The sequence below is a fragment of the Streptomyces sp. CBMA156 genome, assembly GCF_014596515.1.
Taxonomy (GTDB): Bacteria; Actinomycetota; Actinomycetes; order Streptomycetales; family Streptomycetaceae; genus Kitasatospora.
Genome location: NZ_MSJQ01000159.1, coordinates 1 through 20,887, shown reverse-complemented (window position 1 = coordinate 20,887; position 20,887 = coordinate 1). Strand labels below are relative to the sequence as shown.

The following is a 20,887-nucleotide window of genomic DNA, read 5'->3' as shown; positions in this document are numbered from 1 at the left end:
TGCAGCTGGGGCGATTCCGCTTTCTCGTCCCGTCAACGGCGTGTTCGGTGACGAATGGACGCCCTGCGGGTGGCCGCGGCTGACGGTCTGGCTATCCGCGGGCACCTCCGCCGTGTGTCAGCATCTGCGCGAAGACGGTGGATCCCTCGTTACTTCGCCGCCGAAGCACCGGCTTCGACCGTTGCTCATGGGCCACACCCGGAGGTTTCAGTGATTGCGCCTGCACCCACTCCTGAGCAGGAAGCTGCCGTCGCGGCTTTCAAGTCCGGAGACCACCTGGTGCTGCAAGCGGGGGCCGGCACCGGCAAGACGACCACGCTGCAGATGCTCGCCCGTGCAACGACCAAGAAGGGCCGGTACCTCGCCTTCAACAAGTCGATCGCCACCGACGCCGCGCAGAAGTTCCCCGGCAACGTGCTGTGCAAGACGGCTCACGCCATGGCGTACGGCGCCATCGGGCACCAGTACAGCGGGCGGATGAACGCCCCACGGCTTCCAGGGTGGAAGACCGGTCTGCTGCTCGGCATCAACATGACGATCCGCATCGGCCCCAGGAAGGTCAGCAACAAGGCCCTGTCCACGGCCGCCTTGGAGACCGTGGCGAGGTTCTGCCGCTCGGCCGACGAAGAGATCACCCGCTGGCACGTACCCCACCTGCGCGGGATCGAAGAGGAGTCGCTGCACTCGCAGCTCGTCGAAGTGGTGCTGCCGTACGCGCGGAAGGCCTGGGGCGACCTGCAGAACCCGGACGAGGGCATCGTGCGCTTCGATCACGACCACTACCTGAAGATCTGGGCGCTGACCCGCCCGAAGATCCAGGCGGACTTCCTGCTCCTGGACGAGGCTCAGGACACCAACTCGGTGGTGGAGAAGCTCTTCAACGACCAGCGCGGGCACGCCCAGCTGGTGATGGTCGGCGACTCGGCCCAGGCCATCTACGGGTGGCGCGGGGCCCGGGACGTGATGAGCGACTTCGCCGGCACCCAGCTCTCGCTGTCGCAGTCCTTCCGCTTCGGTCCCGCGTTGGCGGCGGAGGCGAACCGCTGGCTCACGATCGTCGACGCCCCGATCCGGCTGGCCGGGACCCCCCGGATCGACACCCGCATCACGGAAGTGCCGGCACCGAGCGCGATCCTGTGCCGCACGAACGTGGGCGCGATGCTGGAGGTGATGCGCCAGCTGGACACCGGCACCAGCGTCGCACTGGTGGGAGGCGGCCAAGCCCTGGTCGCGCTCGCCCGCGCCGCGATCGACCTCAAGGCAGGCCGGAAGACCTCCCACCCGGAACTGCTGCTGTTCGACAGCTGGGGAGAACTCCAGGAGTACGCCGAATTCGACCCGGCCGGCCATGACCTGCTGCCCCTGGTCGACCTGGTCGACGAACACGGGCCCGAGGTGATCCTTCAGGCGGTCGCGAGGCTGAGCAGCGAGCAGGACGCCCAGGTGGTCGTCTCCACCGCGCACAAGGCCAAGGGCAGGGAGTGGCCCAGCGTGCGTATCTCCTCGGACTTCACCGCCCCGGAGGACCAGGAGGAGTGCGACGACGACGGCTTCCCCCTGCCCGGCCCGATCGACGACGCCGAGGCCCGGCTCGCCTACGTGGCGGTGACCCGCGCCCGCGACCTCCTCGACCTCGGTGGCCTCTCCTGGATCAACCAGCATCCGAACGGGAACCCGGGCGGGGCGTTCCCCGGCCCGCGGTCCGGAGGGCCCGCGGTATCGTCCGATCCGGTGTCAGCCTGGACGGTGTGATCGCGGCTCCTCAGACGGCTGCCAGGCCCGGGGCCCGGCGGCGTGGTCTTCCCGGCCCCACGTCGTCGTGGGGCCGTCCGATGCCGCTGGATTTCCCGCTGCGGTCGTGGGCAGAAAACCAGCGGCGGTGCCCGAGGCGGGAAGTGACCGGGGTGTTCGCCCGCGGGGCCGAGCACGTCAGCGGAAATTGATGAGCGCGCATCAGCATGATTCGGAGGCAGCCTCATGGCGAAGTCACATCACGAGATCCTCGCGCCTTCGACCCATTCCGGCCCGGTCTGGAGCCGCCAGTGGCAGCTCATGTGCCCGGCCTGCGGCGACGAGATCATCGACCGGGCCAACCGGGGCCCCGACCACGAGTCCGTCACCGTCTCCCCCGACCGCGACGAATACGACAGCCCCCTGGGCACACGAGGCGGGTACGTGCGCATCGATCTCGAATGCAGCGGCGGCCACTCCTTCGCCTTCGTGATCGGAAACCACAAGGGCGCAGAGTTCCTCGGCGTCATCCCCTCGAAGTGACAAGGGATCCCGGGGAACCACGCGGCCGAACTGTGCTGGCACGCGTCAGGGCAATGTGCCGGACGCATCTCACGGAGGCACCCGCCGGTGATGGCCCAGTTGTGCGTCCGGCGGGTGCCTCCGGCAGCGTAGCCGTGCGAACTGCCCGGAGGCGGCCGCTGGCCGGCCGCGTTCGGGCTACTCGCCTCCGTGCTGCCCGAAGGGCAGGTGGTGGATGGTGGCGAGATCGTCTTCGTCCTGCTCCTCGCCCTCGACGAGGAGTTCGGCCGCGGCCTCCATCACCAGGGGACCGACGCGGTAAAAGTTGATCGGGCCCTGGCGGTAGACCAGCTCCAGCCAGCCCTCGGCGGCCAGGCGCTTGATGCTCTTGGAGACCGTCGGCTCGCTGAGCCGCAGGCTCTCGGCGATGGCTTTGCCGACAGTACGGACGGTCTGGCCGAGCGGGACCGCGGTGGCGTAGAAGGCGAGCACACGGAAATCCGCCCCGGGGGCGCCGGCGGTCCGTAGAAGGAGCTCGTGCATCAGCGCCTGGGTGAACTCGGCAGTGTGCTCCCGGGTCATGGCTGCAGTCGTCACGCGGCCTTCCTCTTCCTCGCGGTTCTGGCGGGTTTGGCCGGCGCTTCCTTGTCGGCGGCGGGGGCGGGTACCACCGGGAAGCGGGCGTCCTTCGTGGCGTCGACCTGCTTCTTCGCGGGGCCGTCGTAGCCCGCTCGCGGGTTGACCCGGTAGAACCGCATCCGCCCGAACTTCTCGGCCTCCAGGAGGAGCCCGCCAAGGTGGAGCTTCTCCACCGAGGTGCGAACGGTGTTCTGTGCCGGCCCCAGGGTCTCAGAGATCTCCTTGAAGGTCATCCGCAGGGGTTCGGCGCCGTCGGGGGAGTGCGCCAGATAGAACCCGAAGATGTCCCGGTCGTTCTGGTCGTAGCCCGAGTCCTTGCGCCAGAGCTTGCGCATCAGTGTCTTCGAGACGTTGACGTGTCGGCCGGGATGGGGGTTCCAGTCGTACCGGACCTTGTCCGGGCCGGACTTCGCCTCCTCCTCGCCGAAGAGGTCCAGCTGCATGACCTCGCCCGTTGCCCGGTTCACGCCCTGCGCACGCACCGGGTTGGATCGCACCAATACCCCTCCCCACCTCGGGTTATTGCCTATAGGAAACGTGAATGCCTCACTCTACATTGATCTTGCCTATAGGCAAGCACCACGCCGCCCAGCAGGCTCGTGTCGCCGCCCAGACCTTGCCTATAGGCAAGGTGAATGCATGATTCATGCACTCGAATGTGCCGATCATGCACTCCATAGGCCGCTTGACCTGCGAAAATACCGTCTGCCTCTTAACACTTAGGAGAAGGCTCACGTTGGCGGTCAGGTCCTGCCTGACACCAGCACCGTGGACCGCACCAGGTCAGCAGGCCTGGGCCCACCCTCCCGGACGGGTCGCCCCGAACACGCTTGCCACCTGTGGCCGCATGCCAACTCCGACACCCCCCCTCCAAGCAGCTCAAGGGGGCCCGGGAAGATCGTCAGGGCAGTGACCTCCGCCATCGCCCGGTTACGGTGCAGGTGGACCGCACTTGGCAGTACGGATGGCGGGTGGGCCAGGCGCGGCTGCGGCCAGTACGGCTCCGGATGGCAACTGCCCAGGCCGGACCGTCCACGGTCCGGCCGGTGCGGCGACGGGCCGCCGGCCTGGCCGGCCACGGCCCGGTCGGCGGATCCGGCGGCGCAGGGCAGGCGGCAGTGGCGGGTCCAGCGCCGCCTGGGCGCTGGCCAGGGTGCGGTAGCGGAGCGCTCCGCGGCTGACCACTTCGAGTGCAGTCGACCGCGACGGTCCTGTGGTTGACACCCGGTTCCGGCTCACCCGGCAGGGCAAGTGGGGCACGTTCCGAAGCGGGGAGATCGAGGGGAGGCCCCGACCCATCGAGTGCAGCAAAACCCGGGGCGGTGCACCCGCCTCTCGGGAAACGCTGGCCGCGGGCGTTACGCACCTGCTGCCAGCGACCGCGCGGCCCGGCGAGGCACGGCTCGCGGCAGTGGCCTGAGCCTCCACCGCCGACCCAACTCGATTCGTCAGCCGTTGTCAGGATCCCGGACACTGCACGGTGATCCCCGCGGCTCTCATCGCGCGGATAGCCTCGATGGAAGCCTGCCGGCTCGCGGTGCTCCCTCCCGGTTGGTACAGGTGGTGTGCGGTCACCGTGATGGTGAAGGTGTGGCCCTGATAGCCGTTTCGCGCCAGATCGATCAGTCTTTCGGCGCACCCTTCCGCGTCCTCCTTGGTCGTCGTTCCATAGGTGCTGGAGCACGGGCTCGCCGTAAGGTCGATCGCGAGCGTGTGTGCCTGGCCGCCGGCCGCCAGGGCTGCCTGGACCTGAGGCTTCGAAAACGAGCCGCCTATGGTCGCGTCGATCTCGTCGAGCAGCTGATCTTCTGCATGGTCTCCTGGCGAGTACCGGGTGGTCTCACTGCTGAAAGTGCCGATGGGCGTTCCGTTGAGCGTCGCCCGCAAGGTGACGGTGAAGCCTGGGTGGGCCGTGACTGGTTCTTGCGGCGTGTAGTGGGTGCGCTGCACAACGGCGGTGGTCTCGTCCGGGTTCCGGATCGTTCTGCCGGGCTGAGGAGAGGCCGTGGGCTGTAGCGGGCTCGGTCCGCTCATCACCCGTCGGGCGTTGGTCTCCGCTTCGCGTTCATGGCGGTCGGAAGGGTCGGAGACCTTCAGTCCCGCGCCGTTGTCGGTGCCGGCGACGGGGCCCAGGCGTTGCTGGATGACGTGAGTGAGTTCGTGGGCGAGGGTGTGCTTGTCCGCTCCGCCGTCACCGATGACGACGTGACTGGCGGAGGTGTAGGCGCGGGCGCCGACCTCGGCAGCGGAGGCGCGCGCGGCGCTGTCGGTGTGGACGCGGACATCGGAGAAGTCGGAGCCGAGGCGAGCCTCCATCTCCCGGCGCAGCGGTTCGTCGAGCGGTTTACCCGGGGAGCGCAGCACGCTGTGCACGGCTGAGCGCTGCACCGGTGCGGTCTCGTCCTGCTGGTCGCCGCAGCTCGCGTCGTGCCGGCGGCGGGCCCGGTCCAGCATCTGCACCACCGCCATGTTCCCGCTGGTGCGCTGGAGAGCGAGGAGGGTGCCCAGGTCCGGCGCGGGGCCGCGGCTCGGGTGTGAGGTTCCGTGTCTGTTGGTACGGACGGGCGAAACAGCCAGATCGTCGTACTTCTGCTTCGAGCCCTGCGCATGCATGAGGTCCCTCCCGGGCCGACTGAAACGCTCCCACAAGCTACGGACCGGCGGCCGCACCGGGAAGGTACGGAGGGGCAATGGCGCGGGCAAAGGGAGTGCCCGTGGCGCGGAGCGGCACGCGGGCAGTCCCATCCCGGTTCGATCGCGGGTCCCCGGGGGGACGTGTTCCAGAACCCGGTGCAGCCCCGCATCGGGCAGCCGTGACCTCTGCTTCTGGGTCGTGCCCCGATCAGGCCGCCATCGAGGAGGACTTCCCGGTGCCGGAGCTGCCGGTCACCCTCGACATGCCGGGCAAGGTCGCCGAATTCCTCCGTGGCGCCGAGCTGGATGACGTCGAGCGGGCCGCGCTCGACCAGGGGGTGAGCGTACGGCGCGGGCAGGGCTACACCCTGCGGGTCAGCGCCGTCCCCGAGGTGCACCGCCAGCTCCTCGCCCGCTGCCAGCCGCTCGACGGCGGCCACGGCGCCCTGGTGATTCCGGCTCAGGGCAAGGCCCGCCGCGAGTACGAGAGCCGCGTCAGCACCCTCGCGCCGATCGGACCTTGATCATTCTCACCGATAGCCACGGTTCCGTTGATCCCCGAGGCCGGGAGCGGTTGGTGTCGGTCACCCACAGCGGGACGATCCCGTGCTCGGCGGCGGCCCGGGAGCGGCGGCGGACGGTGCCGGCGGTGATCGGCGAGTACTGGGCCTCCCAGCCGATCCGCCGGCCGTCGTCGCCGGTGACGAGGACGTCGGTGCGGATCCGCCCGTCGGTCGAGCGTGCCTCGACCTCGGCGTGGAGGCCGTGCCGTTCTGCGGCCCTGGCGATCCGCTCCTTCATCGCTTGGTGCTTCGCGCTCTCCTCGGCGGTGGGAGTGTGACGCACTCGCAGGTGGGCGGCGACCCAGACCGTGCAGCCGCCGACCGTCCGACGGTGGATCGTCATCCACGGGGACCGGCCCTTCTCCTCGGACTGGCAGGCGCCGTCGCGGTGGTGCTCCAGGCACTCCAGGAGTTCGCGCTCGCGCCGGTCGATCGGGGTGGCGATCTCCTCCAGCAGGCCGGGCCCGCACACGCGGCAGCGCCGGACCGCCCAACGCCGTCTCGTACGCCGCCAGCGCCTGCGGGTCCGGCTGCCCGCAGGTCTCCCGCTGCGCGGGAACGTCCCCTGGCGCCGTGGTGGTCGGTGCGGCCGGCTCCTGCGGTTGGGCGGAGGTGGCCGCACCCGTGCGGCCACCCTCCCCGACGGCCGTCGGTTCCTGGGACGCAGCCTGATTCTCTCTCTCGTCCGGTGCCTGAGTGGCGGCAGCGGGACGGGTGCCCGCGTGCGCGGGGAGAGAAGAGGGAGTAGGAGAGGGAAGGAGAAGGGGGTCGGATTCCGAGGGACCCCCCTCGGAATCCGAGGGGGGTCCGCAATGCCCAGGTCAGACCCCCCCTCGGAATCCGACGGGGGGTCTGACCTGGACGTTTCGTGCGGAACAGCGAAGGTCAGCTCTTCCATGCCACGGCGTGGACGGTCTGGTCCTGCATGGACATGTGCCGCTCCACACGAACGAGAACCTCGGCGGGGCTGTGGCGCTTGAGCAGGAGCAGCGGGTTGCAGAACTCGACCATGATCGCTGCGGGGGAGTCGAGGCCGATCCGGTGCAGGAGCGGGTACTGAACATCGACATCACCGAGGACCGAGGTGGTAACCACGCAGGGGATCCCGTGGTCCAGGATGGCGCGTTTCAGTTCGAGCCCGATGCTTTCGAGCACGTCGGCGCGGGTTCCGCCGACCGGCCGGTCGGCGTGCATCCGTTCCCAGCGTTCGATGACGACCAGGTCGGGCCGCACGCTCTGCATCGCGCGGCTGACTCCGTCGGGGGTCGGGCTATGGGTCTCGTCGACGACCAGGGTGGGACGGGTCAGCTGGGGCGGGTAGCCAGTGAACAGCAGGACACGCTTGCCTGCGGCGGCGGCGTGAACGGCCAGGGCCGTACCGGCCGGGGCCTCGCTGCTGCCGCGCTTGGCGATGAGCCCGGTCAGGTGGTTGTGGCTCAGATCGATCAGGTCGGTGAACTCGGGCCAGGGCGTCTCCAGGGGCGGCACATGGCGGGACCAGTCCCCAGGCCACTCTTTGGCCACCGAGCCGGGGGTCGCCCCGGCCCACTCGTCCAACAGCTCCGCGGTCTCGGGATCGGCCGCAGGCGTACGGAAGCCGATCGCCACGTGGATACCGTCGCCGAGCAGCTGGTCGTAGATGGTGCGGATGTTCAGCCGGCAGGACTCGTGAACCGGGTAGGGGCCCCACAGCCATTGCTTCTCGTGCTTGACGATGCCCTCGATGCGGATCTTGCCGTCCGGTGCCACCTTGATCGGCTTCAGGCACACGACACAGTCGTACAGGCTGCTCAACGCAATCTCTCCTGCCATAGCGGTGACTGGCCACGTCAGATTGTCGTGACGTCCCCGGTGTTGTCCGCCGAACCTCTGGATCACCCTCTGGGGGGGTCGATCTCGGCCCCCGCCCGAGACGGGGCCAAGGTGCGGGTCCAGGAGTACTGGGGTGCTCCTGGACCCGGACCTCGACATGGTCCTAGCGGTCGAGCCTGTCCTCGCGGACCATGTCCACGAAGCGGCTGTAGTGGCCTTGGAAGCCGACGGTGATGGTGGAGGTCGGGCCGCCCCGGTGCTTGGCGATGATCAGGTCGGCCTCGCCGGCGCGCGGGGAGTCCTTCTCGTAGGCGTCCTCGCGGTGCAGGAGGATGACGATGTCGGCGTCCTGCTCCAGTGAGCCGGACTCGCGCAGATCCGACACCAGGGGCTTCTTGTCGGTGCGCTGCTCGGGTCCGCGGTTGAGCTGGGAGAGTCCGACCACGGGCACCTTGAGCTGCTTGGCGAGGAGCTTGAGGTTGCGGGAGATGTCGCTGACTTCCTGCTGGCGGTTCTCGGGGTTGCGGGTGCCGGACTTCATCAGCTGGATGTAGTCGATGACGATCAGGCCGATGTCGTGCTGCTGCTTGAGCCGGCGGGCCTTGGCCGCGACGTCCATGACGGTCAGGTGCTCGCTGTCGTCGATGAACAGCGGGGCGCTGGCGTAGTCGTCGTAGTACCGGGCGCAGCGGCGGGCGAGTTGGCGGCCGGGACGGCGGCGGGCGGCTCCGCGGCGGTGGGCTGCTGCTCGGCGCCGGCGGCCTGGACGGGCGTCGGGGTGTCGGTGGTGGCCGGGGTGGTGGTCGCGGGGGTGCACCAGCCGCCGAGGTGGAGCGGGTGGCCGCCGATGCGGTGGGTGACGGGTCGTCCGCACTGCTCGCACGGCGTGGCCGGGTGGGTGACGGGCTGGCCGGCCTGGTCCCGGTCGTAGTCCGCGGTGGGCAGGCCGACCAGGGCCGGGTCGACCAGCAGCTGCCCGACGTCGTCGGCTTCGTCGGTCGGGGCCGGCTGCTCGGGCGCAGCGGTGCCCGGGGGCTGTTCGGCCTCGGCGGCGGGCAGGCCCTCGTCTGCCGCCGGCGCCGGGGCGGGCCTGGTGGCCGGGGCGGCGTCGACGGGCTGCTGCTGTTCGTCCTGGACGGCGGCCTCCGGGGCGGGGTTGAGGACGCAGCCGGCGGCGGGGTGGCTCGGCTGGCCGCCGATCCGGAGGTGGACCGGCTGCCCGCAGTGCACACACGGCGCGGGCGGGTAGATCGCGGGTTCGCCGTCCGGGCCGCGGTCGGCGTACCGGTCGTAGGTGACCTCGACCCCGGTGTCGTCCACTCCGGTCGGGGCGGCGGCGGCCCGTTCGCCGGGGCGTACCCAGCTGTCCGGTACGGGGGTGTGGGGAACGTAGGGCTCGGCCGGGCCACGGCGGGGCGCCCGGCGCCGCGCTACGGGGGCGGTCGGTGCGGGGAGCGGGGCCGGGCCCATCGGGGTGGGCGCGGCCGGGGCGGCGAAGGCCGGCGGCACCAGCGCGTGCACCGGCGCGGGGGCGGCGGTGCCGGGCGGCCAGGTGAGGGACTGGGCGGCGTGGGTGGGACCGGCGAGGAGGTCGAGGGGGCCCATCCCCCAGTGCCCGGCCAGGGTGTCGACCTCGTCCAGGGACCACGGCTGCGCGCCGGACTGACGGCGGCTGATCTTGTCCTGGGTCAGGTCGAGGGCGGCCGCCAGCTCGCGCTGGCTCTCCCCGGTGCGCTGGCGGATCGCGGCGATCGTGAGCCGCAGCGTTTCCAACGTGCCGAGTACCATGCAAGCACCCTATCCATTTTCCATGGATAATTTCCATGAAATACGGGTTGAATCGCTCTTTGAGTGACGGGGTGCACAGGGTGGGTGGCGCGCCGCAGAGGCCGGACTTCGGCGGGCCGGATGCGCCGGTGGGAGACTGCGCGGATGAGCACTGCGCGTCGGCCCGTCGAGGAAAACGCCGCCCCTGGGCCGGGATCGGCGGCGGTCAGCCTGGCCGGGCTGCGCAGGCTGGTGGAGGGTCTGGACTGGGACGGGATGGCGCCGTCGACGGACCGGCGCAACCTGCTGGCACGGCTGGAGATCTGCGAAGCGGGCGGAGGCGGCCGGGAGCACACGGCGTCCCTGCGCGAGCTGGCCGAGGCGATCGGCGTGGCCACCACGACCGTAACAGCCGGCTGGCTGCGGTCGCTCGGCACCGCCGGCCCGGAGCGGTCAGCAACGTGGCGACTGGAGACCGGCAAGGGACCCACCCCGGACCGCGTGCGCGGGGGCAGCACCTCGGTCGGTGCCAGCGCCCCGCCGAACCGCAGGTCCTGGCGGCGCCTGACGGCCGAGCAGCGCGGACTGGCGGCCGCACTCGACACACGGGCCCGGGACCTCCGGGAGGCCGTACTGCCGGTCGACGGCACCGGACTCAGCGTCCGCGAAGCCGTCGACCTGGCGGCCGTCCAGTTCGCCCGCCGGCAGCCCGGCACCGACGACGCCGGCACCGAACCGCTCCACTGACCCGCCGTCCGACCCGAACGGCCGCCGGGAAGCCGCCGCGAGGCCCCTTGAGCGGCCCCGTGCACACCACGAGCCCCCCTAGCCCACCGGCACCCTCCTGGGAGTGGCGTAGGGCTTCAACCTCCCGGCCTGACCGACGACTTATGCCTCGGGCTGGACGAGCACCGGACGGTCCGAGAGGTCGTCGAGGTACTCCAGGGCCACCAGGCGGGCGATGGCCGCTTCGGTCTCCTCCCGGGGCATCCGCATCTCCCCCGCCAGGAGGTCGATATCCGGGGTGTGGAACATCTCGGCGGCGTCCACGAACCGCACGTAGACCCCCAGGTCGCTGGCGGACACGCGCCGGTCGCGAACAATCGACCGGGCCACGGTGACGGTGTCAGGCAGGTGCACGATCTGGTATCCGGACATCGGGTTCCTCTCCGAAGGTGGCGCCCCACCGGACGGTGGGGCTGCAAATCGATTGCGCCCACACCCAACGGGGACGGGCTCTAGATCGTCTTCTGCCGGGCGATCACGGCCTCGCCCGGCCTGCGTCGCATGCGGGGCAGCTAGGCGCCCTGAGGGGCACTCAGGGCGCTCCTCAGGGCTGTCAGAGTCCGAGGTCGGATGCCAGGTTGGTGCTGGGGCTCCACTCGGCGGTGTCGGTGGGCTGTGGGGCGACGGCGCCGATCGGGGTGAAGTCGGGCTCGTACGTGTCGTCGGGGAAGTGCCGGCCGACTTCGTCGTCGCGGGTCATGTCGACGAACCGGCTGTAGTGGCCCTGGAAGGCGGTGGTGATCGTGGCGGTGGGCCCGTTGCGGTGCTTGGCGACGATCAGGTCGGCCTCGCCCGAACGCTTGGAGTCCTTCTCGTAGGTGTCCTCGCGGTGCAGCAGGATCACGACGTCGGCGTCCTGCTCGATGGAGCCGGACTCGCGCAGGTCGGAGATCATCGGGCGCTTGTCGGCGCGCTGTTCGGGTCCGCGGTTGAGCTGGGAGAGCGCGATGACGGGGACGCCGAGCTGCTTGGCGAGCAGTTTGAGGTTGCGGGACATGTCGCTGACCTCCTGCTGGCGGTTCTCCGCGCGGCGGCCGGCGCCCTGGAGCAGCTGGAGGTAGTCGACGATGACCAGGTCCAGGCCGCGGCGCTGCTTGATCTTGCGGCAGCGGGCGGCGATGGACAGCGCGGACTGCGCCGGGTTGTCGTCGATCAGCAGGGGGGCTTCGGTCATGCGGCTGATCGCCCGGCCGGAGCGCACCCAGTCGTCGTCGGTCATGTCGCCCGAGCGCAGGTGGTGCAGCGCGACGCGGCCCTCGGCGGAGACGGCGCGCAGCTGGATCTCCTCGCGGCCCATCTCCAGGGAGAACAGGGCGGTGGTGAGGCGGTGGGTGATGCTGGCGGAGCGGGCGATGTCCAGGGCTAGCGTGGATTTGCCGACGGCCGGACGGGCGGCGATGACGATCATCTGGCCGCCCTGGAGGCCCTGGGTGAGCTGGTCGAGGTCGGTGAAGCCGGTCGGCACGCCGGACATCTGGCCCTTGTTGTGCTTGCGGTCCTCGACCTTGCCCATGGTGACGTCCATGCCGTCCATCAGCGGCGCGGCGCCGTCCTCGCTGCGCTGGTCGACGAGGGCCATGACCTCGGCCTGGGCGGCGTTGACGATCTCCTCGACGTCGCCCTCGGCGGCGTAGCCCATGCCGGCGATCCGGGTGCCGGCCTCGACCATCCGGCGCAGGACGGCGCGCTCGTGCACGATCTGGGCGTAGTACTCGGCGTTGGCCGCGGTCGGGACGGAGTTGACCAGGGTGTGCAGGTAGCCGGGGCCGCCGACCCGCTGGAGCTCGCCGCGCTTGGTCAGCTCGCCAGCCACGGTGATCGGGTCGGCCGGCTCGCCGCGGCCGTACAGGTCGAGGATCGCGCCGTGCACCATCTCGTGCGCGGGCCGGTAGTAGTCGGCCGGCTTGAGCACCTCGACCACGTCGGCGATGGCGTCCTTGGAGAGCAGCATGCCGCCGAGGACGGACTTCTCGGCGTCCAGGTCCTGCGGGGGCACGCGCTCGAAACCGTCCCCGCTGGTGTCGCTGTCGCGTTCGGCCTGGCGGCGGGGACGGCCGAACACGGCCCGGGGGGCGGGGAGGGCGAGCTCCGGACCGAAGCCGTCGTCGTCGGGTTCCTGGCCGCTCCAGTCGTGCTCGGCCGCCCGGGCCGGGATCGCCGACGAGGCCGGGGCGTCGGGGCCGGTGGTCTTCTGGTCGGGTACGTTCATCGTGATCTCTCCTTGGGATCGGACGGCCGCCGGGGCCTGGCAGGGTTCAACCGGCGGCCGTCGTGCTGTTCGGGGGTGTCAGCCGGCGAGGAACTCGGCTCGCCGGCCGGACTGGCGGCGGGCTTCCTCGGCCTGGCGCGCCGCCGCGTCACGGCCACGGTCCGCGGCCGTACGGGGCTTCTTGCCACGCTGGATCAGCGCCGCCAGGGCGGCACGGGCGGACTCGTCGTCGATGCCGCGCTCGGCGTCGAGCGTGCGGCGCTGACGGTCGACCTGGTGGTCGGCAGCGCACTGCGGGCACCCCGAGGCCTCCAGACGCGGGTGGTCGGGGCAGGGATTCTCCGGCCCGGGCGCGGTGTCCGCAGGAGCGGAGTCCCGGAGCACGACGGAACGGCGCGGGAGCTCACCGAAGCGGGCCTTGAGCGCCCGGGTGGGGCTGTCGAGACCGGTGGCCGACTTGTGGGTCAGGGCCCTGGCGAGCTCCGGGCCGAGCTCCCAACCCTGCCGCTGGACGGTCTCCAGGAGCAGCGGCGCGTGCTTGCGCTGGTCGGCCAGCCCGCAGGCAAAGGGCATCGGCAGCTCGGCGAGGAACTCCATCGCAGCCTCGATCGCCTCGGGCGGGAAGCCGTGGTCGTTGTTGGCGGAGCGAACCCTCCCCCTCCCGGTACGGCGCTCGGAAGGGACCGACGGCACCGGAGTGACATGGGGGGTAGGGGGGGTTTTACCCCCACCGGGGGTGTGGGGGGGCAGCTCTCCGCTTCCCGATACCCGGGAAGCGGGCTGACCTGCGGGAACGCGCGGTTTCCCGCTTCCCGGGTGCCGGGAAGCGGGGTTCCCGTATCCCGGCACCCGGGAAGCGGGCTGACCTGCGGAAACACCGGAATGACCGTCATGACTGTTCCCCGCTTCCCGGCACCCGGGAAGCGGGCTGACCTGCGACGATGCTGCGGCAGCTTCGACGCTCGCCGCCTTCCAGGCAGAGTTGTCCTGAGGGTCCTCGAAGACCTTGTAGACGGCCTTGCCCTTGCGCTTGCTGCCGTTCTCCAGCACCTCCACCTCCTGCTCGAAGTGGACGTAGCCGGCCGCAATCAGCCGGGCGAACGCCTTGTAGACGGCGTCACGGCCGACGAGGATCTGGTCGTTCTTCGCCGAGCGGATCCCCTGCTCCTGGAGCTGACGCCAGACCTTGGGGACCGTCAGGTTCTCCTCGCCGTCCGCGATGGCGAACAGGACGTGCAGCAGGACCACGTAGTCGAGGGTGTTCACCAACTGGCCGCCGAACACCATCGGCCGGTGAACCGTCACGGTCTTGGCTGCCTTCGCCCTGACGAGGGGAGCGCCCTCGTTGACGCCGGAGGTCTTCTCACTCACCGCGCCACCTCCGAACCGGCGGCGGACACCATGAGCGGAGCGGCCTGGGCGGCCGGGCGGTGAGCGGGGCGGATCTTGACATGGGTGTGGTTCTGCATGCCCATAGAGGCCGGAAATCCGGGAACGGTGTGACCCGGGATCGAGTGGCGTGCATCACTCGACCGGGTGGGCTGGGTGGACATGCAGCCAGTCATGACAGGGCGAGCCTGTGGACAGGCTCCGCCAGTTGCGGGCGGCATCCAGCGGACGGCAGAGCGGTCGAGCGACTGGGAGGAACGGGCGGGGCGGGCCGGGACGACACGGCCGCGCCGCGGGGTGACGGGGTGGAACAACGGGGCGCTACCTCTCGAAAGGCGTCGCCACCGGCCGGGCCTTCGGGGTAGCCCTAGCGAGCGAGAGACGGGTGTCTCTCGCCGAAGCCGGGGTACCTTTGGTACCGTCGGAGACGACTGAGTAGACAGCTGAGCAGCCCCCAGACGCCAATCTTGGGCTGCTTTTGCTGTTTCTGGACCTTGGTGACGCCCGTGCGGGCGACCGGATCAGCTTATTCGTCTCCCGGATTCCTCGGACCGTTCAGGTTCCGCGTGTCGGCTGGACAACTCGGCCTCCGCGCGGAGCAGCTCGTCCAGTGCCTGGTCGGCCGACAGGGCGGTGTCCTTGGCGTCGTCCCACCTGCTGAGCGTGGACGCTGCCGCGCGGAGCAGGTCGTCCGGGAGGCCAACGGCGGCCATCGTGTCTGCGGCTTCTTCCAGCTCGGGGCCCCACCGCCAGCCCCGGGCAGCGGTCTTGCCGATGTAGCCCGTCTCCGTCAGGTACGAGCCGGCTCGTTGACCGGCGACATCGAGCAACGCCCGGTCGACACCGTGCTCCCGAGCGAGACCGTAGGACAGTGCGGCCAGCACCCTGGAGACCTTCTGGAACGCGCTGTAGGACACCTTCAGCGCGCTGGCCTGCCCGATCTCCTCGCCCAGTACGTGGGTCGACACCGCAGTGCCGGAGAAGAGCCGCTCGACCAACCCGACCTCGTCCACCGGCCCGGAGAGGTACAGCCGGGGCCGCTTCGTACCGACCGGCGGCGAGCCGACCACCGCACCGTCGACCACCGCGCGGGCCGTCCCGCCGAGCAACTGCGCGATCCGCACCGTCCGCTGCGGACTGATCGCGTTCGCTTCCACGTACAGGCCGGCGAAACCGAGCCCGGCCACATCTCGCGCAACATCCTCCGCCACAGCCGGCGGGCACAGACTGAGCACCACGTCCGCCTGGGCCACCAGCTCATCCAACGTCGGCACCGCCGTCAGACCCACCCGCTCCGCCCTGGCCGCAGTGGCCTCGCTGCGCCCCTGCGGGCACCACAGGACCTGGCCGCTGTTTGCGAGGGCGCACCCCGCGACGGCCGCGCCCATACTCCCGGGATGCAGGACACCGAGCGTGACCCGTCGAACTGTCATTGGGCACCTCGGACGTGGTCCAGGGCGTCCAGGACGTCCAGCGCGACGTAGTCCGGCTCCGCGCCCCCGGGCCACGGCCGACCGTGGGAGACCCAGACGGTGCGCAGTCCGGCCGCGCGGCCGCCGATCACGTCCAGTGCGGGGTTGTCCCCCACCATCCAACCGCCCCGCGCGAGGCTGCTGCCCACGCTCGCGGCAGCCGTTTCGAAGATTGCTGGGTCCGGCTTGCGGGCGCTGGCCTCCTCGGAGATGCACACCCCGTCGACCAGGCCGTCGATGCCGCTCGCCTTCAGCTTGGCGCGCTGGATCTCGCCGCCGCCGTTGGTGACGACGACGACCTGCCACCCGCCGGTCCTGACCGTCTCCAGCGCGTCCGGTACGCCGGGGAAGGGCCGGACCGTTGCCGGGAACTCCGCGTTGTAGCGGGCCCACAGCTGATCGGCGGACTCCGGCAACGGCAACTTGGCGCACAGGCCCTCGAACGTCCGCAGATCCGCGCGGATCCGCATGGCCCCCAGGATCCGGCGCTCGACATCCGGACCCACCCCGTGGGCGGCGCAGTACCCGGAGATCCACGCCGTCACCGCGCCGAGGCGGTCGATCAGCGTGTCGTCGAAGTCCAGCATCAGCAGCCGCTGCCCGCGCTCGGCGAGCGCCTGGCGGATCCGCTCGGCAGCCTGCTCGGGTGACGCCGCATCCGTGCGGACAACCAGATCGAACCGGAATCCGGCGTTGGCCTCCAGGTCCGCCTGCGTGGCATCCCAGGCGGCCAGACGCGCAGCGGTGTCCGTGTCACCCCGGCCCGCCGATCGCTCCGCCGTCGACTCCCTCGGGCACCAAAGCAGCACCGTCAGCCAGTCGGCGGGGTAGCCGTCCAGCACCGTCCGCACCCCATCGATCTGGCCCAGGTGCATCACCGGCACCCCGGCCGCGACCGCGGCGTCCAGCCCCGGTCGGTCCGTCACGTACGTGCTGTCGTACCTGCTGTTCTCGTAGACCACCGCCCCCGCCGTGGCACGCAGCTCGGCGAGGAGCTTTGGCGTCCCCATCCGGTAGCCAGCCGTCCGGCCGGGGCCGATCTTCACCCTGGAGAACAGCGCGAAGACGGGGTCGGCGGTGCTGAGGGCGCCCGTCACCGTGTCTTTCCCGGAAGCCGGCGGCCCGTACAGAATTACCCCGCGCCGCGTCATGCGCGTACCGCCCCGAGTGCCAGCCGTGCCTGGTCGGCCATCGCCACTGCGGCACCATGCCGGTTGTCCACCACCATGTGGTCGACCACCGGCCGGAGCTCCACGTTCAGGCCTGCCACGTACTCCGCCCAGTTGTCCAACTTCCAGGTGTCGCGTGCGGCTGAGCGATAGCTGATGTAGTCCCGCATCGAGTTGATGTCGCACCGTACCCACACCGGTGCCACCGTCACCCCGCGGGCCTTGCAGCGGCTCTCGAGGCGCCTCATCCAGCCTTCATCGCTGAATTCGGCGACGAGGGGCGCGGTGACGATCGAGGAGATGCCGCAGTCGATGTTGGCGTTGACCGCAGCGAGCAGAGATTCGTACTCGAGCGGTCGGACCCTTGAGCGGTAGGTCTCGGTGTGCCGGTCGTTACGGTCCGAGCCGAGAGCGACCAGGAGCGATTCCACGAGGGGGCGGCACATCGGGTCCTTGTCCAGGAGCGGCCATCCGCTGATCTCGGAGAGGAAGCGTGCGAGCTCGGTCTTCCCCGATCCCGCATAGCCGCCGACCAGGATCAGTGTGGGCTGGTGCGGGTCCCCGCCGGTGTGGCGGCGGCGCCAGGCATCCATGATTCGCTGCGAGATGCCGAAGTGATCGGCGCCCGCGATTTTGAGAAGAGCGCGTTCGACAGCGAGGACGTGGGCCCCCGTGTGCTTGTCGTTCGATGATGTCAGCCCAAGCTTGCTCGGCTCTTCGCCGGGCAGGGGGTTGCGGAATCCGAGCTCCCAGTCCGTGATGCCGTAGAGCAAGCAGTACACCCGTTGGTATGCCACGCCCGGGTAGACCTCGCCCTGCTCGTGCTGCCACAAAGTCTGTGGATTGGCGGCGGGCACGTCCTTCAACCGTGCGATGCTCGCAACCTGGCGCAGCTTTTCGCCAGCCTGCTCAAGCGTCAGGCCATGGGCTTCACGCTGCTCTCGCAGTCTGTCAGGGCGCCACCCCGGACGTGCCTTTGCCATGGCCTCTCCCTCGGCTTTCGTCATGGTTGGGAGCCTATGGTTCAAGCTCCGGAACCCATGTGTATGGGGATGTTGAAAACGTGTTGATGGATCTGAGTACGGATCTCACCACAGGGATGTGATGGCCTGTCACCGCAGGGTCGGATTTGATCTGAGTATCGAAATTCGACCCCAAGGGAGTGTCCGTGGATCACGTTCCGAAGAGCGCCTGTTCGACCCGTTCAAGGCGTGCGGTCAATGCGCTGATCTGTGTCTGCAGCTTGATGACCTCGGGCGACGCCGAAGGCTCGCTCGGTGGCGCTTGCCGGACGAAACTGCCCTTGCCCTGGTGCGAGTAGATCAGTCCGGCGGACCGCAGCTCACCAAGCGCCCGCTGCACCGTTCCGGGGGCGAGCTTGTAGTGATTCGCCAGCTCGCGGGTGCTGGGTAGCTTGTCGTCCGGCCGGAGCCTACCCAGACGGATCTGATCGCGCACGTCCTCCACGATCCGCTGGTAGGGCTGTGCGAACTGATCAGTCATGAACCACATCGTAGGGGCACCTCCTCGTCATAGACAGCTTCACCAGCTTAGTTGACACAGGTGGAACTGTATCAGTTAAGCTGGCTAAGCCAACACGGAAGTGCTCGTGAAAACGGCAAGGCCCCGGTGCGCCTGGACAGCTTTCACCGGGGCCTCCACGGACCAGCTCATCAAGGGAGTGATCCGCATGACCAGCATCGCCTACAAGCGTCCGGCCGGCCGCACCGGGGCCACCCTGACGCTCCACCCCCAGCAGCTCAGCGCCCGCAGCATCGTCGACGCCCTCGCCGACCACCGCAGTGCCCCGCTGCAGATCCAGTACGAGGGCCGGGTCCGGTCCCTCATCGCCCGGGACCTCGCGGCCGTCGCCCCGGCCGCCGACGAGACCACGGTGTCGGCGCTCGTCGCCGACGTCTGGCGGCAGGCCGAGGAGCACCTCGCCAAGGCCGGCCGCACCGGCTGGGCCCATCTGTCGTGGTTCGTCCAGAACGCCATCACCCGGCTCGTCGGCGGCGCGCAGCCGCAGATGGCGAGGTGCTGACGATGGCGCAGCAGTCGTTCGACGCGGCGCAGGTCGCCGCCCTGGACGCGGTGATCGCGGAGCGTCTGCGCTCCGCCGCGGAGGCCACCGCGGCCGCGGATCGGGCCCACCGGGAGGCGGACCGGCTGCGCGAGCAGCAGGCCCCGCAGCCGGTGCCGCAGCAGGCGGGGGGTCGGTCCTGATGGGCATCCGCTCCTTCCTGGGCCTCGGCTCCAGCAGCGGCTCGTCCGGCGAGCCCGGCTCCGGGACGTCGACCCGTACGGGCGGGATGTCGGCCTCCGGCTGGCACTCCTACGACGAGGCGACCGCCCGGCGTCACCACCGTGAGGCGCAGGCCCCGGCCGCCCCGGCGGGCACGGACCGGTACGGGCGCCGGGTGGTCTCGGCGGACCCGTACAGCCGGCCTGACTCCGCCCCGCGCCGGAACTTCGGCCGGCCGTACACCGAGCACGCCGACGACGGGGGTGCGCGGTGACCATCGCCAGCAACTGCCGCGCCTTCAGTAACGGCGACGGCAAGGACAAGCCCAAGCCGCCCGCCGACTCGAAGGGGGGCGGCCGGTGATCACCGTCCTCTCGAACCAGGCCGACGAGGCCCTGCGCCGAATGCGTGAGGACCAGGCCCGCAGGGACGCCGCGAAGGCCGGCGGTTCCGGCCCCGGCCAGTAGCCCTCCCCTTCTCCTCTCTATGGAGTTCGGCAGTCTCCCGCCGCCTGCCTCTCGGAACCGTCCTGGCATGCCCATGCCGGTACGGGGCCGGGAGTGGCGCGGCGGGCCCGCCAGGGCCCCGCCACCACCGTTCCCCCGTCCCGCCCCGATCCAGGAGGCACCCGCATGTCCCGCACGCTGACCGGCCGCCGCCAGGCCGAGCACATCGCCCGCACCACGGCCTCGTCCTGGTCCTGGGTCACCGAAGCGCAGGGCCCGGAGCGCGTCCGCCGCGCCGCCGCCCGCCGCCTGGCCCGCCTGACCGGCACCACCCTGGTCCGCTGGGACGGCAAGATCACCGACGCCGACTGGCAGACCCTGCTGGCGGCCGGCGCCGACGCGCTGCTCGCCCAGGCCGACGACGACGAGGACCGGCCGGTCAGCCTGGACCTGGTCGACGCCGCCAAGGAGTTCGCGGCCGAGGCCGCCGCCGCGGCCGACACCGTGCTGGAGCGCACCACCGTCCTGCCGGACGCGGACCTGCCGGTGCCCGGCCGGTTCGTCGACGCCGCGGCCGCCGAGCCCGAGCGCCTGCCCGACGAGCAGCAGTCGGTCGAGCGCTGGTCGCCGTTCGAGGGCGGCCCCCGCTGGATCTGCCCCTCCGGCCGCTACGGCGACGGCTCCTACCCCACCGCTCCGCACTAGCCCTGCGGCGCACGGCCGGCACCACCCCGTCGCCCGCCCGGGCCCCTGTCCCACCGGCTCCCGCCCGGAGCTGCCCTGACCGCACGGCCGCCCGAACGGCGCCCGCACCGGTGAGGGGAGCCCCGGGACCACCCAGGTCCCCTCCACCACGAAGGAGACCCGCCGATGTTCGAGCGTCTGCGCAAGGCCGCCGCCAACACCGTGACCGAGCTCCAGGGCCACCGCGCGCTCACCCGCGACATCGAGGCCGCCGTCGCCGCCGGCGACCAGGAGGCCGCCGACACCTTTCGCACCGGGACCCTCGCCGCCGCGCTGACCGCCCGGGGCCGCGACGCCCGAGGCGAGGAGATCAGCGACTACGTCGACAAAGTCCTCACCGCCGACGGCAACGCCGACGCCGCCGAGCGCCTGCGCTGGCTCCACCGTCGCCGCTGACCCCGCGTCGACACGAAGGCCCCCCGGCGCCGGACCGGCCCCGGAGACCGACACCCCTCAGGAGAACCCCGTGATCATCAACCGCATCGAAGGCGCCGTCATCCCCGGCAGCGTCATTCAGACCCCGGAAAGCACCACCTCCTCCGGCGCCTGGGGCGACGTCGTCAACAGCATCACCAACGTCCAGGTCGTCGGCGGCGCGGTCATCCAGGCCGGCGTCCTGCTGAACACCCTGAACAGCGTCGACCCGGACTGCGGCGACGGCGGCTGGTCCCGCGCCGCCCGTGCCGAGCTCGCCGCCGACCTCGACCTGGCCGCCGTCAACGACGCGGCCGCCGCCGCCGAGGGCAACGCCGTTGCCGC

The 20,887-nt window shown here is 70.8% G+C and carries 22 protein-coding genes and 1 pseudogene; 10 read left to right on the top strand and 13 right to left on the bottom strand.

Features of this window, described 5'->3' with window-relative positions; genetic code table 11:
• Positions 1-210 precede the first annotated feature (210 nt).
• Entirely contained in the window at positions 211-1,752 is a 1,542-nt protein-coding gene (locus BU198_RS13280; RefSeq protein WP_317620103.1) for a UvrD-helicase domain-containing protein, read from the top strand.
• A gap of 225 nt (positions 1,753-1,977) precedes the next feature.
• The gene (locus BU198_RS13275; RefSeq protein WP_188297046.1) at positions 1,978-2,274 is read left to right on the top strand and encodes a hypothetical protein; all 297 of its coding nucleotides are present in this window, start codon (positions 1,978-1,980) and stop codon (positions 2,272-2,274) included.
• 177 nt (positions 2,275-2,451) lie between these two features.
• Here the strand turns inward: BU198_RS13275 and BU198_RS13270 are convergent, their stop codons facing one another.
• From BU198_RS13270 to BU198_RS13260, 3 genes are all read right to left on the bottom strand, one after another.
• Entirely contained in the window at positions 2,452-2,850 is a 399-nt protein-coding gene (locus BU198_RS13270) for a helix-turn-helix domain-containing protein (RefSeq protein WP_317620102.1), read from the bottom strand.
• A complete protein-coding gene (locus BU198_RS13265) occupies positions 2,847-3,389 on the bottom strand; it encodes a winged helix-turn-helix domain-containing protein (protein ID WP_317620101.1) in 543 nt (180 codons plus the stop codon). The genes BU198_RS13270 and BU198_RS13265 overlap by 4 nt, the downstream gene beginning before the upstream one ends.
• A 961-nt stretch (positions 3,390-4,350) precedes the next feature.
• On the bottom strand, positions 4,351-5,505 hold the full coding sequence (locus tag BU198_RS13260; protein WP_188297044.1) for a DUF4157 domain-containing protein: 1,155 nt from the start codon (positions 5,503-5,505) through the stop codon (positions 4,351-4,353).
• A 200-nt stretch (positions 5,506-5,705) separates the two neighbouring features.
• Here BU198_RS13260 and BU198_RS13255 point away from each other — a divergent pair, with 200 nt between their 5' ends.
• Entirely contained in the window at positions 5,706-6,050 is a 345-nt protein-coding gene (locus BU198_RS13255; RefSeq protein ID WP_223244325.1) for a resolvase, read from the top strand.
• Here the strand turns inward: BU198_RS13255 and BU198_RS13250 are convergent.
• The 3 genes and pseudogenes from BU198_RS13250 to BU198_RS44235 form a co-directional block, all read right to left on the bottom strand.
• Complete coding sequence (locus BU198_RS13250) at positions 6,022-6,561, bottom strand: hypothetical protein (RefSeq protein ID WP_188297043.1); 540 nt, start codon at positions 6,559-6,561, stop codon at positions 6,022-6,024. The two genes, BU198_RS13255 and BU198_RS13250, sit on opposite strands and share 29 nt — an antisense overlap.
• Positions 6,562-6,974: 413 nt before the next feature.
• Positions 6,975-7,883 carry a hypothetical protein gene (locus BU198_RS13245; protein WP_188297042.1) on the bottom strand — a complete coding sequence of 303 codons (909 nt, stop codon included), beginning with the start codon at positions 7,881-7,883 and terminating at the stop codon, positions 6,975-6,977.
• A 181-nt stretch (positions 7,884-8,064) separates the two neighbouring features.
• Positions 8,065-8,652: pseudogene (locus BU198_RS44235) on the bottom strand (DnaB-like helicase C-terminal domain-containing protein); the annotation flags it as partial.
• Between the two features lie 1,181 nt (positions 8,653-9,833).
• On the opposite strand from BU198_RS44235, the gene BU198_RS13230 reads away from it, so the two are divergent.
• Entirely contained in the window at positions 9,834-10,415 is a 582-nt protein-coding gene (locus BU198_RS13230; protein WP_188297041.1) for a hypothetical protein, read from the top strand.
• 141 nt (positions 10,416-10,556) lie between these two features.
• Here the strand turns inward: BU198_RS13230 and BU198_RS13225 are convergent, their stop codons facing one another.
• From BU198_RS13225 to BU198_RS13195, 7 genes are all read right to left on the bottom strand, one after another.
• Positions 10,557-10,826, bottom strand: a complete 270-nt coding sequence (locus tag BU198_RS13225) for a hypothetical protein (protein ID WP_188297040.1) — start codon at positions 10,824-10,826, stop codon at positions 10,557-10,559.
• A gap of 181 nt (positions 10,827-11,007) precedes the next feature.
• The gene (gene dnaB, locus BU198_RS13220) at positions 11,008-12,663 is read right to left on the bottom strand and encodes a replicative DNA helicase (RefSeq protein ID WP_188297039.1); all 1,656 of its coding nucleotides are present in this window, start codon (positions 12,661-12,663) and stop codon (positions 11,008-11,010) included.
• Between the two features lie 78 nt (positions 12,664-12,741).
• Complete coding sequence (locus tag BU198_RS13215) at positions 12,742-14,034, bottom strand: hypothetical protein (RefSeq protein WP_188297038.1); 1,293 nt, start codon at positions 14,032-14,034, stop codon at positions 12,742-12,744.
• 539 nt (positions 14,035-14,573) lie between these two features.
• Entirely contained in the window at positions 14,574-15,485 is a 912-nt protein-coding gene (locus BU198_RS13210) for an NAD(P)-dependent oxidoreductase (RefSeq protein WP_188297035.1), read from the bottom strand.
• Positions 15,482-16,621, bottom strand: a complete 1,140-nt coding sequence (locus BU198_RS43790) for an HAD-IA family hydrolase (RefSeq protein WP_317620100.1) — start codon at positions 16,619-16,621, stop codon at positions 15,482-15,484. Before BU198_RS43790 ends, BU198_RS13210 begins: the two co-directional genes overlap by 4 nt.
• A 50-nt stretch (positions 16,622-16,671) precedes the next feature.
• Positions 16,672-17,700: an AAA family ATPase gene (locus BU198_RS13200; protein ID WP_223244323.1), complete on the bottom strand. Its 1,029-nt coding sequence runs from the start codon at positions 17,698-17,700 to the stop codon at positions 16,672-16,674.
• A gap of 166 nt (positions 17,701-17,866) precedes the next feature.
• A complete protein-coding gene (locus tag BU198_RS13195; RefSeq protein WP_188297033.1) occupies positions 17,867-18,196 on the bottom strand; it encodes a GntR family transcriptional regulator in 330 nt (109 codons plus the stop codon).
• A 187-nt stretch (positions 18,197-18,383) separates the two neighbouring features.
• Here BU198_RS13195 and BU198_RS13190 point away from each other — a divergent pair, with 187 nt between their 5' ends.
• From BU198_RS13190 to BU198_RS13165, 6 genes are all read left to right on the top strand, one after another.
• Positions 18,384-18,737: a hypothetical protein gene (locus BU198_RS13190; protein WP_188297032.1), complete on the top strand. Its 354-nt coding sequence runs from the start codon at positions 18,384-18,386 to the stop codon at positions 18,735-18,737.
• A 2-nt stretch (positions 18,738-18,739) separates the two neighbouring features.
• Complete coding sequence (locus tag BU198_RS13185) at positions 18,740-18,919, top strand: hypothetical protein (RefSeq protein WP_188297031.1); 180 nt, start codon at positions 18,740-18,742, stop codon at positions 18,917-18,919.
• Positions 18,919-19,212 (top strand): hypothetical protein, encoded by a 294-nt coding sequence (locus BU198_RS13180; protein ID WP_188297030.1) that lies wholly within the window; start codon positions 18,919-18,921, stop codon positions 19,210-19,212. Before BU198_RS13185 ends, BU198_RS13180 begins: the two co-directional genes overlap by 1 nt.
• 358 nt (positions 19,213-19,570) lie before the next feature.
• On the top strand, positions 19,571-20,089 hold the full coding sequence (locus tag BU198_RS13175; protein ID WP_188297029.1) for a hypothetical protein: 519 nt from the start codon (positions 19,571-19,573) through the stop codon (positions 20,087-20,089).
• A 165-nt stretch (positions 20,090-20,254) separates the two neighbouring features.
• A complete protein-coding gene (locus BU198_RS13170; protein ID WP_188297028.1) occupies positions 20,255-20,524 on the top strand; it encodes a hypothetical protein in 270 nt (89 codons plus the stop codon).
• Positions 20,525-20,594: 70 nt separating this feature from the next.
• Positions 20,595-20,887 (top strand): hypothetical protein (locus BU198_RS13165; protein WP_188297037.1); only part of this gene is annotated, 293 nt, incomplete at its 3' end.

What these genes read in the sequence shown, in the direction of transcription:
- BU198_RS13195 (WP_188297033.1), bottom strand. Translation starts at nt 18,196, where the DNA reads ATGACTGATCAGTTCGCACAGCCCTACCAGCGGATCGTGGAGGACGTG.
- BU198_RS13210 (WP_188297035.1), bottom strand. Translation starts at nt 15,485, where the DNA reads ATGACAGTTCGACGGGTCACGCTCGGTGTCCTGCATCCCGGGAGTATG.
- BU198_RS13190 (WP_188297032.1), top strand. Translation starts at nt 18,384, where the DNA reads ATGACCAGCATCGCCTACAAGCGTCCGGCCGGCCGCACCGGGGCCACC.
- BU198_RS13230 (WP_188297041.1), top strand. Translation starts at nt 9,834, where the DNA reads ATGAGCACTGCGCGTCGGCCCGTCGAGGAAAACGCCGCCCCTGGGCCG.
- BU198_RS13275 (WP_188297046.1), top strand. Translation starts at nt 1,978, where the DNA reads ATGGCGAAGTCACATCACGAGATCCTCGCGCCTTCGACCCATTCCGGC.
- BU198_RS13180 (WP_188297030.1), top strand. Translation starts at nt 18,919, where the DNA reads ATGGGCATCCGCTCCTTCCTGGGCCTCGGCTCCAGCAGCGGCTCGTCC.
- BU198_RS13200 (WP_223244323.1), bottom strand. Translation starts at nt 17,700, where the DNA reads ATGACGAAAGCCGAGGGAGAGGCCATGGCAAAGGCACGTCCGGGGTGG.
- BU198_RS13260 (WP_188297044.1), bottom strand. Translation starts at nt 5,505, where the DNA reads ATGCATGCGCAGGGCTCGAAGCAGAAGTACGACGATCTGGCTGTTTCG.
- BU198_RS13185 (WP_188297031.1), top strand. Translation starts at nt 18,740, where the DNA reads ATGGCGCAGCAGTCGTTCGACGCGGCGCAGGTCGCCGCCCTGGACGCG.
- BU198_RS13225 (WP_188297040.1), bottom strand. Translation starts at nt 10,826, where the DNA reads ATGTCCGGATACCAGATCGTGCACCTGCCTGACACCGTCACCGTGGCC.
- BU198_RS13170 (WP_188297028.1), top strand. Translation starts at nt 20,255, where the DNA reads ATGTTCGAGCGTCTGCGCAAGGCCGCCGCCAACACCGTGACCGAGCTC.
- BU198_RS13175 (WP_188297029.1), top strand. Translation starts at nt 19,571, where the DNA reads ATGTCCCGCACGCTGACCGGCCGCCGCCAGGCCGAGCACATCGCCCGC.
- dnaB (WP_188297039.1), bottom strand. Translation starts at nt 12,663, where the DNA reads ATGAACGTACCCGACCAGAAGACCACCGGCCCCGACGCCCCGGCCTCG.